Origin of the sequence: Mycolicibacter sinensis (genome assembly GCF_001673565.1) — a bacterium.
In the GTDB taxonomy this organism is placed as follows: Bacteria; Actinomycetota; Actinomycetes; order Mycobacteriales; family Mycobacteriaceae; genus Mycobacterium; species Mycobacterium sinense_C.
This window is the reverse complement of the sequence record NZ_LZMF01000101.1, coordinates 1-13,661: the sequence shown is the minus strand read 5'-3', so window position 1 is coordinate 13,661 and position 13,661 is coordinate 1. Positions and strand designations below refer to the sequence as shown.

The 13,661-nt window shown below is 69.9% G+C and carries 14 protein-coding genes and 1 pseudogene; 7 read left to right on the top strand and 8 right to left on the bottom strand.

Going from position 1 to position 13,661, the window contains the following annotated elements; translation table 11 throughout:
• The 3 genes and pseudogenes from A5648_RS14895 to ctaC form a co-directional block, all read right to left on the bottom strand.
• A pseudogene (locus A5648_RS14895) lies at positions 1–302 on the bottom strand (hypothetical protein); the annotation flags it as partial.
• 131 nt (positions 303–433) lie between these two features.
• Positions 434–853: a cytochrome c oxidase subunit 4 gene (locus A5648_RS14890; protein ID WP_065025293.1), complete on the bottom strand. Its 420-nt coding sequence runs from the start codon at positions 851–853 to the stop codon at positions 434–436.
• A gap of 10 nt (positions 854–863) precedes the next feature.
• Positions 864–1,943, bottom strand: coding sequence for an aa3-type cytochrome oxidase subunit II (gene ctaC, locus A5648_RS14885; protein WP_234787438.1), 1,080 nt, complete (start codon positions 1,941–1,943; stop codon positions 864–866).
• Positions 1,944–2,127: 184 nt separating this feature from the next.
• On the opposite strand from ctaC, the gene asnB reads away from it, so the two are divergent.
• Positions 2,128–4,107: an asparagine synthase (glutamine-hydrolyzing) gene (gene asnB, locus A5648_RS14880; RefSeq protein WP_065025291.1), complete on the top strand. Its 1,980-nt coding sequence runs from the start codon at positions 2,128–2,130 to the stop codon at positions 4,105–4,107.
• A 78-nt stretch (positions 4,108–4,185) separates the two neighbouring features.
• Here asnB and A5648_RS14875 read toward each other — a convergent pair whose 3' ends face one another.
• The 3 genes from A5648_RS14875 to A5648_RS14865 all read right to left on the bottom strand — a co-directional run bounded on the left by A5648_RS14875 (position 4,186) and on the right by A5648_RS14865 (position 6,889).
• Positions 4,186–5,160: a carbohydrate kinase family protein gene (locus A5648_RS14875; RefSeq protein WP_065025290.1), complete on the bottom strand. Its 975-nt coding sequence runs from the start codon at positions 5,158–5,160 to the stop codon at positions 4,186–4,188.
• A gap of 122 nt (positions 5,161–5,282) precedes the next feature.
• Positions 5,283–5,639, bottom strand: coding sequence for a HesB/IscA family protein (locus A5648_RS14870; RefSeq protein ID WP_065025289.1), 357 nt, complete (start codon positions 5,637–5,639; stop codon positions 5,283–5,285).
• Positions 5,640–5,734: 95 nt separating this feature from the next.
• Positions 5,735–6,889 carry a glycerate kinase family protein gene (locus A5648_RS14865; RefSeq protein WP_082966514.1) on the bottom strand — a complete coding sequence of 385 codons (1,155 nt, stop codon included), beginning with the start codon at positions 6,887–6,889 and terminating at the stop codon, positions 5,735–5,737.
• Positions 6,890–6,949: 60 nt separating this feature from the next.
• Here A5648_RS14865 and A5648_RS14860 point away from each other — a divergent pair, with 60 nt between their 5' ends.
• The 4 genes from A5648_RS14860 to A5648_RS24085 all read left to right on the top strand — a co-directional run bounded on the left by A5648_RS14860 (position 6,950) and on the right by A5648_RS24085 (position 9,730).
• Entirely contained in the window at positions 6,950–7,636 is a 687-nt protein-coding gene (locus A5648_RS14860) for a DUF3043 domain-containing protein (protein ID WP_065025288.1), read from the top strand.
• A gap of 23 nt (positions 7,637–7,659) precedes the next feature.
• A complete protein-coding gene (gene cobT / locus A5648_RS14855) occupies positions 7,660–8,715 on the top strand; it encodes a nicotinate-nucleotide--dimethylbenzimidazole phosphoribosyltransferase (RefSeq protein WP_065025287.1) in 1,056 nt (351 codons plus the stop codon).
• On the top strand, positions 8,712–9,440 hold the full coding sequence (locus A5648_RS14850) for an adenosylcobinamide-GDP ribazoletransferase (protein WP_065025286.1): 729 nt from the start codon (positions 8,712–8,714) through the stop codon (positions 9,438–9,440). The genes cobT and A5648_RS14850 overlap by 4 nt, the downstream gene beginning before the upstream one ends.
• A 125-nt stretch (positions 9,441–9,565) precedes the next feature.
• Entirely contained in the window at positions 9,566–9,730 is a 165-nt protein-coding gene (locus tag A5648_RS24085) for a hypothetical protein (RefSeq protein WP_165607353.1), read from the top strand.
• A gap of 126 nt (positions 9,731–9,856) precedes the next feature.
• Here A5648_RS24085 and A5648_RS14845 read toward each other — a convergent pair whose 3' ends face one another.
• Positions 9,857–10,963: a branched-chain amino acid aminotransferase gene (locus tag A5648_RS14845; protein WP_065025285.1), complete on the bottom strand. Its 1,107-nt coding sequence runs from the start codon at positions 10,961–10,963 to the stop codon at positions 9,857–9,859.
• A 23-nt stretch (positions 10,964–10,986) separates the two neighbouring features.
• Entirely contained in the window at positions 10,987–12,081 is a 1,095-nt protein-coding gene (gene gcvT, locus A5648_RS14840) for a glycine cleavage system aminomethyltransferase GcvT (RefSeq protein WP_065025284.1), read from the bottom strand.
• Positions 12,082–12,113: 32 nt separating this feature from the next.
• Here gcvT and A5648_RS14835 point away from each other — a divergent pair, with 32 nt between their 5' ends.
• Both A5648_RS14835 and A5648_RS14830 read left to right on the top strand, forming a co-directional pair.
• Positions 12,114–13,202, top strand: coding sequence for an adenylate/guanylate cyclase domain-containing protein (locus tag A5648_RS14835; protein WP_065025294.1), 1,089 nt, complete (start codon positions 12,114–12,116; stop codon positions 13,200–13,202).
• 11 nt (positions 13,203–13,213) lie between these two features.
• The coding region (locus A5648_RS14830) for a M17 family peptidase N-terminal domain-containing protein (RefSeq protein ID WP_428844344.1) at positions 13,214–13,661 on the top strand (448 nt) is incomplete at its 3' end.

Sequence of the window (13,661 nt, the reverse complement as noted above, 5' to 3'; positions counted from 1 at the left end):
CCGACCACCCAGGGCCAGCGTGGCGTCTTGGCGTGCGGATCCGGCTCTTCGGGGGTGTCGTAGTTGTCGTACTCGTACAGCCGCGGATCCACCGGCACGTAGGGGCCGCTCAAGAACTGCTCGGACTCGGGAGCCGAATAGGCCTGCGAGTATGCCGTGTTGTTCGGCGTGGCCGCGGCTATCTCATCGATCGCCGGGATATCCGCGTCAGCGGCTGCGCCCGAGACGGCGTCTGAGGACGGCTGACCGGTGCCGGGGTCCTCGGCTTCAGAGCCCGCCTCCGGGGGATTCGGCCCGCTCATTCCCGCCTATCCTGTTCCACCGCGGCGCCCACGCGCGCCACACCCACCGCGGCCGAAATCAACCGCCGTTGGTCATTGTGCACCGGCAACCCTACCCAAGCGGGTTGACACGGCGGTGCGTGCGGACCGGCTCAGTGTTTCTCGGCGCCGATGTAGTACTCGAAGACCAACCCGGCCACGCTCGCCAGCACCATCGCCACGCCGCCCGCGATCAGCCACGGGAGCCACAACGCGATCGCGACGGCGACCACCGAGCCCGACAGCGCGATCAGGATCGGCCACCAGCTGTGCGGACTGAAGAAGCCCAATTCCCCGGCGCCGTCACTGACTTCGGCGGCCTCATAGTCCTCGGGGCGGGTGTCCAGCCGGCGGGCCACGAACCGGAAGAAGGTGGCCACGATCAGGGCCATCACCCCGGTGAGGATCAGGGCCGTGGTACCGGCCCACTCCACCCCGCCGGTGGCGAACAGTGTCGTCAGCGCGGCGTAGATGATCCCGACCACCACGAAGAAGGTGGCCACGAACTCGAACAGCCTGGATTCGATGCGCATGAGGTTGTCCCTACTTGTCGCTGGCGTTGGGGGCGAGCAGCCCGCGGCGGCTATCGAAGGGGTACGTGGTGATGGCCAGCGGCTCCTGCTTGATCGCCTCCAGCGCCTCGGCGTTGCTCTTCCCGGCCATGCGCTGGCCGAGGTAGGCCTTGAAGTCGTTGGGCGAGACCACCCGGACTTCGAAGTTCATCATCGCGTGGTAGGTGCCGCACATCTCGGCGCAGTGGCCGACGAACGCCCCTTCCTTGGTGATCTCGGAGACCTGGAAGGTGTTCACCTGGTTGTTGCGCTCGGGCCAGGCGATGACGTCACGCTTGAACAGGAACTCCGGCACCCAGAAGGAGTGGATGACATCGGCGGAGTTCAACACGAACTCGATGCGCTTGCCGCTGGGCACCACCAGCACCGGGATCTCGCTCGTGGTGCCGAGCGTCTCGACCTTGTCGAAGTTGAGGTAGGTCCGGTCGTCGGTGTTGAGTCCGCGGACCGGTCCGACCAGTTCCTCGCCGTGCTTGTCGACGCCTTCGGGCTTGGAGGCCATCGCGTCCTTGCGCTCCTGGTCGGCGCCCTCGTAGCTCAGCGTCCCGTCGTAGAAGTTGACCTTCTGGTAGCCGAACTTCCAGTTCCACTGGAACGCGGTGACGTTGACGACCACTTCGGGGTCCGGCTCGTGGTGCAGCATCTTCTCCTGCACCACGACGGTGAAGTAGAAGATCACCGCGATCGCCAGGAACGGCAGGACGGTGAGGCCGAGCTCCAGGGGCATGTTGTAGCCGAACTGGCGCGGGAGTTCGGTGTCGGTCGCCTTCTTGCGGTGGAAGATCGTCGACCAGAAGATCATTCCCCAGACGAGCCCGCCGATCGCGACCGAGGCGATCACCATGCCCAGCCACAATTTGTAGTTGGCCTCGGCCTCCGGGGTGATGCCCTTGGGCCAGCCGAAACCGACGACGTCGGTCCAGTCGAAGCTGCAGCCGCTGAGCGTCACCGCCAGCAGTCCGAGCGCGCCGGCCCCCGCCAGCGGTCGACGCAGACGGCTAAGCACAACGCCCTGCCCGCGACGTGTCACGTTGGTGCCTCCTCGAGTCACAGACCGGCCCGGTTCGAACCGGCGGAGCAGTCGAATACTACGCAGCGTAGACCACCCGGATGACCGAGGTTCGCGAGACCTGCCGGTTGGCCGATCGCGCTGGGTACCCGCCGCGCGGCCGCCCCACTCAAGTACCCGCCCTGCGCAGGCCCGGGCCGATGCCGGTGCGGCATACTAGGACCCGATGTGTGGACTGCTGGCCTTCGTGTGTGCCCCGGCCGGCACCGCCAACCCCGGCGCGGTCCCCGCCACCGACGTCAGCGACCTCTCCGGCATCGCCGCACGGGTCGAACGGGCAGCGCACCTGATGCGCCATCGAGGGCCCGACGAACTGGGCACCTGGACCGGTGACGGCGTGGCCCTGGGCTTCAACCGGCTGTCGATCATCGACATCGAACATTCGCACCAGCCACTGCGCTGGGGGCCCGCCGAGCAACCGGACCGCTACGTGCTGGTGTTCAACGGCGAGATCTACAACTACCTCGAGCTGCGCGCCGAGTTGGCCGCGGCCCACGGCGCGGTTTTCCACACCGATGGCGACGGCGAGGCGATCGTCGCCGGCTACCACCACTGGGGCGCCGACGTGCTGCCGCGGCTGCGCGGCATGTTCGCCTTCACACTGTGGGACACCCTGCGCGGTGAGCTGTTCTGCGCCCGCGACCCGTTCGGGATCAAGCCGTTGTTCGTGGCGAGCGGACCGGGCGGCACCGCAGTGGGCAGCGAGAAGAAGTCACTGCTGGACCTGGCCGACTTGGTTGGTTTCGAGACCGGCGACGCCGGCATCGATATCCGCGCGCTGCAGCACTACACGGTGCTGCAGTACGTACCCGAACCCGAAACCCTGCACCGCGGGGTGCGCCGGCTGGAGTCGGGCTGCTGGGCGAAGATCAGCCCGGATCGGCCGGTTCCCGAGATCACCCGCTACTTCACGCCGCGCTTCGACGCCACGCCGATCACCCGCGACACCGAGCAGGCGCGCTACGACGAGATCACCGCGGTGCTCGAGGACTCCGTGGCCAAGCACATGCGGGCCGACGTCACCGTCGGCGCCTTTTTGTCGGGAGGGATCGACTCCACCGCGATCGCCGCGCTGGCAATACGCCACAACCCGAAGCTGATCACCTTCACCACCGGCTTCGAGCGGGAGGGCTTCTCCGAGGTCGACGTGGCCGCCGCGTCCGCCGAGGCGATCGGCGCCCGGCATGTGGTCAAGGTGGTCAGCCCGGCCGAGTTCGTCGCCGCCCTGCCCGAGATCGTCTGGTACCTCGATGACCCGGTCGCCGACCCGGCCCTGGTGCCGCTGTACTTCATCGCCCGCGAAGCCCGCAAGCACGTCAAGGTGGTGCTCTCCGGGGAAGGCGCCGACGAGTTGTTCGGCGGCTACACGATCTACCGCGAGCCGCTGTCGCTGCGGCCGTTCGACTACCTGCCCGCACCGATGCGCCGGTCGATGGGCAAGGTGTCGCGGCCGTTGCCCGAAGGAATGCGCGGCAAAAGCCTGCTGCACCGCGGGTCGCTCACACTGCAGGAGCGCTACTACGGCAACGCGCGCAGCTTCTCCGACGAGCAACTGCGTGCGGTGCTGCCCGGCTTCTCCCCCGACTGGACCCACACCGACGTCACCGCCCCGCTGTATGCAGAGTCCGCCGGCTGGGACCCGGTGGCCCGCATGCAGCACATCGACCTGTTCACCTGGCTCCGCGGCGACATCCTGGTCAAAGCGGACAAGATGACGATGGCCAACTCGCTGGAGCTGCGGGTGCCGTTCCTGGACCCCGAGGTGTTCGCGGTGGCGTCACGGCTGCCGGTGTCGGCCAAGATCACCCGCACCACCACCAAGTACGCGCTGCGCCGCGCGCTGGAGCCGATCATCCCCGCCCACGTGCTGCACCGGCCCAAGCTCGGCTTCCCGGTGCCGTTGCGGCACTGGCTGCGCGCCGGTGAGCTGGTGGAGTGGGCCTACGCCACGGTGGCCGCCACCGGCGCCGACCACCTGATCGATGTCGCCGCGGTGCGCGCGATGCTCGACGAGCACCGCACCGGGACCGCCGATCACAGCCGCCGGCTGTGGACCATGTTGATCTTCATGCTGTGGCACGCGATCTTCGTCGAACACTCCGTGGTGCCGGCCATCAGCGAGCCGGCCTACCCGGTACAGCTCTAAACGCTTCTCCTAACGTGCGGTTTCATCCGCAACGCGCCGCAGCGCACGTATGAAACCGCACGTTCGCGTAGGTGGAAACTACTTGAGCGCGGTGCCGATGTCGGCGGCCGCCGCGTCGCCGTAGGCGTCGGCCAGCCGGGCCAGCGCGCCGTCGCGATCCCACGACCACTCCTGGGTTCCGGTGGACTCCAGCACCAGCACCGCCACCAGCGATCCCAGTTGCGCCGAGCGCTCCAGGCTCAGCCCGGCACTGCGGCCGGTGAGGAAACCGGCGCGGAAGGCGTCACCGACTCCGGTCGGGTCGGTCTGGGCCTTCTCCGGAACCACGCCCACGTGGACGCGGGAGCCGTCCGGGTGGACGATGTCGACACCGTTGGCACCCAGGGTGGTGACCCGCATCCCGACCTGCTTCATGACGTCGGCCTCGGTCCAGCCGGTCTTGGACAGCAGCAGGTCCCACTCGTAGTCGTTGGTGAACAGGTAGGCCGCGCCGTCGATGAGCCGGCGGATCTCCTCGCCGGTCAGCCGGGCCAGCTGCTGGGAGGGGTCGGCGGCGAACGCCAGGCCCAGCTTGCGGCACTCCTCGGTGTGCAGGAACATCGCCTCGGGGTCGTTGGCCCCGATGATCACCAGTTCGGGGTTGCCGACGTTCTCGACCACCTTGGCCAGCGAGATATTGCGGGCCTCGGACATGGCGCCGGGATAGAACGAGGCGATCTGGGCCATGTCGACGTCGGTGGTGCAGGTGAAGCGCGCCGTGTGCGAGGTCGTGGAGACCAGCACGTTGTCGCAGTTGACGCCGTGCGACACCAGCCAGTCGCGGTAGTCGGCGAAGTCGTCGCCGGCCGCGCCGACCAAGGCGGCGTCACCGCCGAGCACGCCGATCGCGTAGGCGATGTTGCCGGCCACCCCGCCGCGGTGCACCACCAGGTCTTCGACCAGGAAGCTCAGCGAAACCTTCTGCAGGTGATCGGCCAACAGCTGTTCGGAGAACCGACCCGGAAAGCGCATCAAATGGTCGGTTGCGATCGAACCGGTCACCGCAATCGTCACTGACTATCCCCCTCGTGTGTGCACCGTGGACCTGAATGTGGGTTCCCACGGTAGCGGCCGGTGCAACCCGGTCCGTCGCCGGGCAGCGCCTAGCCGTCAGGCCGAGGGGCGGTTGCCGATGGTCAGTTGAACGAGTCGCCGCACGAGCACGAGCCGCCGGCGTTGGGGTTCTCGATGGTGAAGCCCTGCTTGTCGATCTGGTCGGCGTAGCCGATCTCCGCACCCTGCAGGTACGGGGCGCTCATCCGGTCCACGGCCAGCTTGACCCCGTTGAAGTCGGTGATCACGTCACCGTCGAGGGTGCGGTCGTCGAAGAACAGGTTGTAGCGCAGGCCGGCGCAGCCGCCCGGTTGAACCGAGATGCGCAGGGTCAGGTCGTCGCGGCCTTCCTGGGCCAGCAGCGACTTCACCTTGGCCGCGGCTTCATCGGTCAAGACCACGCCCTGAGACTCGGTGGTCGACTGGTCCTGAACAGTCATTGCGTCTCCCTATTGCGATTGATTCGGGGCGGGCTCGCCTCGACTCGAAGCATCCAAGCCCACCGTCACAACGATACCGTGCGCCGAGGTGTTCCCTACTGAGCCGCCGGATCGGGGGAATCCGCCGGCCGGCTGCCGATCTGCGCCGCAAGCACCGTGGTCAGCCCGATCAGTTGGTTGGCCGCGTCCACCAGGGCCAGCCGCACGGATCCGGCGTGGTCGGCGATCGCCCGGGCGGCCACCACGCCGGCCGACCGCAGCGCCGGTTCGTCCAGGTCGATCTGACCGGCCAGCACCAGCACCGGCAGCTCCCGCGCCCGGGCCGCGGTGCACAGCGAACCGATCACCTTGCCGTGCAGGGACTGCTGGTCGAACCGGCCCTCACCGGTGACGAGGACGTCGGCATCGGCGAGGGCGGCCGCCAGACCGGTGTGGCGTGCCACGATGTCCGCCCCGGCTTCGGCGGTGGCACCCAGCGCGAGCAACGCCGCGCCGATCCCGCCGGCAGCGCCGGCCCCGGAGGCGGCGCTCACCTGCCGTCCCGCCACGCTGTCCAGTTCGTTCGCCCACGCGCTCAGGCGGCTTTCGAGTACGGCCACGGTGGCAGCATCGGCACCCTTCTGCGGGCCGAACACCCGCGCCGCGCCCCATGGCCCCAGCAGCGGGTATTCGACGTCGCAGGCCGCGATCAGTTCTACCTCGGCGAGCCGCTGCCGGGCGGTCACCAGGCCGCCCAGTTCGTCGACCATCCCCCGCCCGCCGTCGGTGCTGGCACTGCCACCGAGTCCGACCACGATCCGCTCGGCACCGGCCGTCAGCGCCGCCTCGATGAGCTGACCCACTCCGGCGCTGTGGGCGGCCAGCGCGGTCTGCGGCGACGGCGGGCCCCCCATCAGCGCCAAGCCGCAGGCCTGCGCACACTCCAGATAGGCGGTCTTGGATGCGACGTCCCAGAGCCATTCGGCGTCGGCCGGCTCGCCCAGCGGCCCACTGACCCGGCACCGCTGCACCGTGCCCGAACCGGCGGCGTCCAACCCGGCGGCCAGCACCGCGACGAACCCGGGGCCGCCGTCGGATTGCGGGGCGATCGCCAATCGGTCGCGGGGTCGGCTGCGGTGCCATCCGGTCGAGATGGCGGCGGCGGCCTGCACCGCGGTCAGGCTCTCGCCGTAGCAGTCCGGTGCGATCAGCACCCGCAGCACGGCCGTCCCCGGGGCGGCGGAGGTGCCGGGACCGGGGTGGTCAGCCATACCGGCAGGGTATCGAGCCACACGGACGCCGTCGGCGGCCGGGCAAGTAACCTGGCGGGCGTGAAGTTGCCGGGACGCAGGAAAGATGGGGCGGGTTCAGCGGGGGCCGCTGAACTCGTGAGTGGCGCCGTCGACCTCGACAGCGTCGATGCCGGGGACTCCGCTCGTTCCCGCGGCACCGCACCCAAGGGCCGGCCCACCCCCAAGCGCAACGCCGCCGCCAAACGTCGCGGCCCGGTGGCGCCGGCGCCGATGACCGCCGCCGAAGCCAGGGCCAGGCGCAAAAGCCTGGCCGGCCCGAAGCTGAGCAAAGAGGAGCGCCGGGCTGAGAAGGCCGAGCGGCGCGAGCGGATGGCCCAGCGCCGGGAGCGGATGATGGCCGGCGACGAAGCGGCCCTGCTCGAGCGTGACCGCGGCCCGGTACGCCGGTACGTCCGCGACATCGTCGACGCCCGCTACAACCTGCTCGGCCTGTTCATGCCGGTAGCGCTGGGCCTGATGTTCATCATGATGGCGGTCCCGCAGGTCCAGTTCTACATCTCGCCGGCGATGATGCTGCTGATGGTCGCGATGGCCGTCGACGGCGTCCTGCTGGCCCGCAAGGCCGGCAGGCTGGTCGACATCAAGTACCCGGACAACACCGAGGCCCGGTGGAAACTGGGCATCTACGCCGCCAGTCGGGCATCGACGCTGCGCCGGATGCGGGCACCGCGTCCGCAGGTGCGCCGCGGCGAACGCCTCGGCTGAGTTCGGCGCAGGGGCCGACAGCCGTGGACTCCGCAGAATTCCCGCCGGTCAGCCCGCCTGATGCGACGGTAGCCACCGCCGCCCGCGCACGGCAGAACGCCCTGACCAAGCCGGTGGGCTCGCTGGGGCGCCTGGAAGATTTGTCAGTCTGGGTGGCAGCCTGTCAAGGCCATTGCCCGCCAAGGCAATTCGACCGGGTCCGGGTGGTGGTGTTCGCCGGCGACCATGGTGTGACCCGCGCAGGGGTGTCCGCCTATCCGGCGGAGGTGACCGCCCAGATGGCCGTCAACATCGACCGGGGCGGCGCCGCCATCAACGCGCTGGCCGTCGTCGGCGGCGCGGGCGTGCGGGTGGTGGACATGGCCATCAACAGCGATGTCAGCGACTTGAGCGCCTACAAGGTGCGCCGCGGCAGCGGCGACATCGCCAGCGAAGACGCCCTGACCGCCGAGCAGACCGTGGCCGCGGTGGATGCGGGCCGCCGGATCGCCGACGAGGAAGTCGACGCCGGGGCCGACCTGCTCATCCCCGGCGACATGGGCATCGGAAACACCACTGTGGCAGCGACTTTGATCGCAGCACTGACCGGCGCCGAGCCCGTCGAGGCGGTCGGTCACGGGACCGGCATCGACGACGCCGGTTGGGTGCGCAAGACCGCGGCGGTGCGCGATGCGCTGTTCCGCTCTCGCGGGGTGTCCGATCCGCTGGGGTTGCTGCGCTGTTGCGGTGGTGCGGACCTGGCGGCACTGGCCGGGTTCTGTGCGCAGGCGGCGGTGCGGCGCACCCCGGTGCTGCTCGACGGTCTGGCGTCGAGCGCCGCCGCTCTGGTGGCCGACCGGCTGGCCCCCGGCGCGCGGGCGTGGTGGCAGGCCGGTCACCGCTCCCCCGAGCCGGCCCACGCGCTGGCCTGCGCGGCGCTGGGTCTGGAGCCGATCCTCGACCTGCGGATGCGGCTGGGCGAGGGCACCGGTGCGGCGGTGGCGCTGCCGGTGCTGCGCGCGGCGGTGGCGACATTGGCCTCGATGTCCACCTTCGCCGAGGCGGGCGTTTCCGGGCCCGCCGCGGAGGCGCACGGGTGATCCGGTCGCTGGCCTCGGCGGTCGCGTTCGGGACGGCCGTGCGACTGGGCGGCGCCGGCGGTCCGCCGGGACGTGGGACGTTGACGGCCCTTCCGGTGGTCGGCGCCGTCCTGGGCCTTGTGGCGGCCGGGGTGGTCTGGGCCGGCGGGTTCGCATTCGGTCCCGGTAGCGCCTTGACCGGGCTGCTCGCGGTGGCGGTGTTGCTGGCCGCGACCCGCGGGCTGCACATCGACGGGGTGGCCGACACCGCCGACGGGCTGGGCAGCTACCGGCCCGCCGCGCAGGCACTGCAGGTGATGCGCGACGGCTCGACCGGACCGTTCGGCGTGGTCGCGGTGGTGCTGGTGATCGGCCTGCAGGCCTTGGCGTTGCCGATGCTCGATCCAGCGGGGATCGTGGTCGCGCTCTGCGCGGGGCGGGTGGCGGCGGTGCTGGCCTGTCGGCGTTCGGTGCCCGCCGCGTTGGGCAGCACGCTGGGTGCCACCGTGGCGGGCAGTCAGCCGCTGCCGGTGGCGATGGCCTGGGTGCTGGTGCTGGCAGCCGGGTCGACGGTCGCCGGTTCGGCGCCGTGGCAGGGGCCGGTGGCCGTCGCGGTGGCGCTGGGCGGCGCGTCGCTGCTGGTCAGGCATTGTGTGCGCCGCCTCGGGGGGATCAATGGCGATGTGCTGGGCGCCGCCGTCGAGTGGACCACGGCGCTGCTCGCGGTGCTGCTGGCCGCGCTCTAACCTCGCCCCGATAAGTAACAATTCTCCGAACAGATAGACATTTCTCCCCCCGGCGGGCTTATTCCCAGAGTAGGTTTGTATAAATGCCGCATTATCGGCTGGCCCACGGGAGAGGACTGACTCCGATGGCTCGGCACCACCGCTACAGCAAGCGGAGTCGCGAATCCCGCAAGGCGATGACCGAGGGCAGCAGCGACCCAGCGGACTATCCCGACGCCGATGATGCCGCGGCCGAAGATTGGCAGATGGGAACCGACGAACCCGACCCCCCGCCCGGTCCCCCGCATTGAACCCGGCGGTCCAGCGAGGCTCGACGGAGGAGAGGCGAAGCTGGGACCGCCGCATTAAACCCGGCGGTCCAGCGAGGCTCGACGGAGGAGAGGCGAAGCTGGGACCGCCGCATTGAACCCGCCGGTTCAGTCCAGCCGGGCCATCCAGCCGTGGGTGTCGGCGAAGGTGCCGCGCTGGATGCCGGTCAGGGTGTCGCGCAATGCCATGGTGACCTCACCAGGTGAGCCGTCGGCGATGGTGAACTCCCCGTCGGCGGACTTGACGTGTGACACCGGGGTGATGACGGCGGCGGTGCCGCAGGCGAAGACCTCGGTTATCTCGCCGGCGGCGGCCTTCTTCTGCCATTCGCCGACGTCGATCTTGCGTTCCTCGACCGCGAACCCGGCGTCAGTGGCCAACTGCAGCAACGAATCCCGGGTAATGCCGGGCAGCAGTGAGCCGGACAACTCCGGGGTGACCAGCCGCGCCGAGCCACCGGTGCCGAACACGAAGAACAGGTTCATCCCGCCCATCTCTTCGACGTAGCGCCGCTCGGCCGCATCCAGCCACACCACCTGATCGCAGCCGTTGTCGGCGGCCTGCGCCTGGGCAACCAGCGAGGCGGCGTAATTACCGCCGAACTTGGCCGCTCCGGTGCCGCCCGGGCAGGCCCGCACGTACTCCGTGGAGAGCCAGACGCTCACCGGTTTGATGCCGCCCTTGAAGTACGCGCCGGCCGGCGAGGCCATCACCAGGCAGCGGTACTCGTTGGCCGGCCGCACCCCAAGTCCCGGCTCGGTGGCGAAGATGAACGGGCGCAGGTACAGCGACTCCTCGCCGCCGGGCGCCGGCACCCAGGCCCCGTCCACGGCGATCAGCTGCCGCAGCGATTCGATGAACAGTTCGTCGGGAAGTTCCGGGATCGCCAGCCGCCGAGCCGACGCGCGCATCCGGGCGGCGTTGGCCTCCGGCCGGAACGACACGATCTCCCCGTCCGTCCAGCGGTAGGCCTTCAGTCCCTCGAAGACCTCTTGCGCGTAGTGCAGCACGACCGCCGACGGGTCCAGTTCGATCGGCCCGTAGGGCATGACCCGCGCATTGTGCCAACCGGCGTCGACGGTGTAGTCGATCGACACCATGTGATCGGTGTGGTACTTGCCGAAACCCGGTTCGGCCAAGATGGATTCGCGTACCTCGACAGGAGTCGGGTTCGCTGTGACCGACACGTGGAACTCGAGGAGGCCGCTTTTCATGCAGCGATTGTATAACCGGTGCGCTAGCGGGTTTTTGCCGTCACGAACGGCGGCTGTACCACCTCGCACTCCACCGCGCGACCTCGCACGTCGACGGTGAGTTGCGCGCCGGCATCGATGCCGGCATCGGCATCGATCAGCGCCAGCGCGATACCGGCCCGCAGCGTCGGCGAGAAGGTGCCCGAGGTGGTGATCCCGACCTGCCGGTCGCCGTCGAGCACCGCCAGATCGGCGCGCAGCACTCCCCGACCCGTGGCGCGCAGCCCGCGCAGCAGCCGGGCGGGACCGGCAGCCTTCTCCGCCAGCAGCGCGTCGCGACCGAAGAACGATTCCTTTTTCCACCCGATCGCCCAACCGCAGCGGGCCTGCAGCGGCGAGATGGCCGGCGACAATTCGTGACCGTGCAGCGGATAGCCCATCTCGGTGCGCAGCGTGTCGCGGGCGCCCAGCCCGGCCAGCTCGCCCCCGAGCTCGGTCACCGCAGCCACCAGTGCGTCGAACACCACGCCCGCCTTCTCCCAGGCCGGCAGCAGTTCGTAACCGTGTTCGCCGGTGTAGCCGCTGCGGCACACCCGCACCGGCACGCCCGCATACGAGGCGTCGGCGAAGCCCATGTAGTCCATCTCGGTGGGCAGGCCCAAGCCGGCCAGTACCTCGGTCGATCGCGGCCCCTGCGCCGCCAGCACCGCGCGCGAACGGTGCTCGTCGGTGATGGTCACTCCGGCCGGGGCAGCCTGGTGTAGTGCAGCCACCACCGCCGCGGTGTTGGCCGCGTTGGGGACCAGAAAGATCTCGTCGTCGGCCACGTAGTAGGCGATCAAATCGTCGATGACACCACCGGATTCGTTGCAGCACAACGTGTATTGCGCCTTGCCCGGTCCGATCCGGTTCAGGTCGTTGGTGAGCGTGGCGTTGACGAACGCCGCCGCACCGGGGCCGCGAACCGTCGCCTTGCCCAGATGGCTGACGTCGAACAGGCCCACCGCGTCGCGGGTGGCGTTGTGCTCGGCCACCGTGCCGGCGTAGGACACCGGCATAAGCCAGCCACCGAACTCGGCGAAGCTGGCGCCCAGCTCACGGTGGCGGTCTTCCAGGGGTCCGTGTTGCAGTTCGCTCACGACGAGCCAGCCTAATCGGCACACTTGTGTACGTGGTTGATTGGGACGCGCTCGAAGCCGCGGGAATCGCCGACGCGCGGAGTCGCGCCGACCTCATCGAGTACCTCGACGCCCTCGGCTTCACCACCGAGCAGATGGTCGAGGCCGAGCGGCAGGGCCGGCTGTTCGGCCTGGCCGGTGACGTCGTCGGGCGCTCGGGCCCGCCCAGCTACACCCTGCGGACCGCCGCCGAGGCGTTGGCCGTGCCGGTCGGCGAGGTCGAGCGGGCCTGGACGATGCTCGGGTTGAGCGTCCCGAGTCCGGACACGCCCGCCCTGAGCCAGGCCGACGTCGACGGGCTGGCCACCTGGGTCGAGATGCGGTCCTACCTCGGCGAGCCGGTCGACGGCTTCCTGCGGGTGCTGGGGTCGACGATGGCGCGGCTGGCCGAGGCCGAGTCGTCGATGATCCGGATCAGTGAGCCCGACGTCTGGCTGGGCCACACCTTCGATGAGCTCACCACCGCGCGGGCCTGGCGCTCCGTCGCGACGTTCATCCCGCGCCTCGGCGCGATGATCGACGCCGTGCACCGCCAGCACCAGGTCAGCGCCCGAACGTTCCTGGAGGGGCTGGCGGCCGGGCCGACGTCCAGCATGGTCTGCGGCGTCGGCTTCGCCGACCTGACCGGCTTCACCGCCCTGACCCAGGTCCTCACCTCCGAGGAGCTGGCGAGCCTGCTCACCGACTTCGGCGGCAGCGTCGCCGACGTGGTGCACGCCGACGGCGGGCGGGTGGTCAAGTTCATCGGCGACGCCGTGATGTGGGTCAGCGCGAGCGCGGAGCTGCTGGCGAAGGCCGCGACCGACCTGGTCAACCACCCGAAAGCCCGCAAAGTGGGCCTGCAGGTGCGCGCCGGGCTGGGCTACGGCGAACTGCTGGCCATCAACGGCGACTACTTCGGCACCCCGGTGAACCTGGCCGCGCGCCTGGTGGATGCCGCCGCCCCCCGACAGGTGCTGGCCTGCGCCGGCGTGGTCAAGGAGTTGTCCGGGTGGCCGGTCATCGCGCGAGGGCCGTTGACGCTCAAGGGATTCGAAGAGCCCGTCCCGGCATACGAGCTGGGCCTGGCCCCCGATCGTTAGGGTGGGTGCTTGTGAGCACCCAACCCGGATATCCCGCCCCCACCGTCACCGTCACCGACTCGCTGCCCTTCGAAACCAAGGGAGCCGCCGACGAGGCCGTGCTGATCGTGCCGGTCGTGTCGCCCGGCGACGAGTCTGAGCCCGTGGTCGCCGCGACCGAGCCGGCGCTTCCCGCCGAAGCGGTCGCCGAGATCGAGTCCGGGCTGCGGGCGCTCAACGCCAAGGGCGGCAGTGAGCAGGTGAACCGGCTGGTGGTGGCGTCGCTACCGGTGGCCAGCGTGCTGACCGTCGGACTGGGCAAGGCTCGCGACTCCTGGCCCGCCGATCTGGTCCGGCGCGCCGCAGGCACGGCGGCACGCTCGCTGAACGGCACCGCCGAGGTGGTCAGCACGCTGGCCGGGTTGCCCGGCGAGCCCGATGAGGATGTGGTGGCCGCCGCCGTCGAGGGTCTGCTGCTGG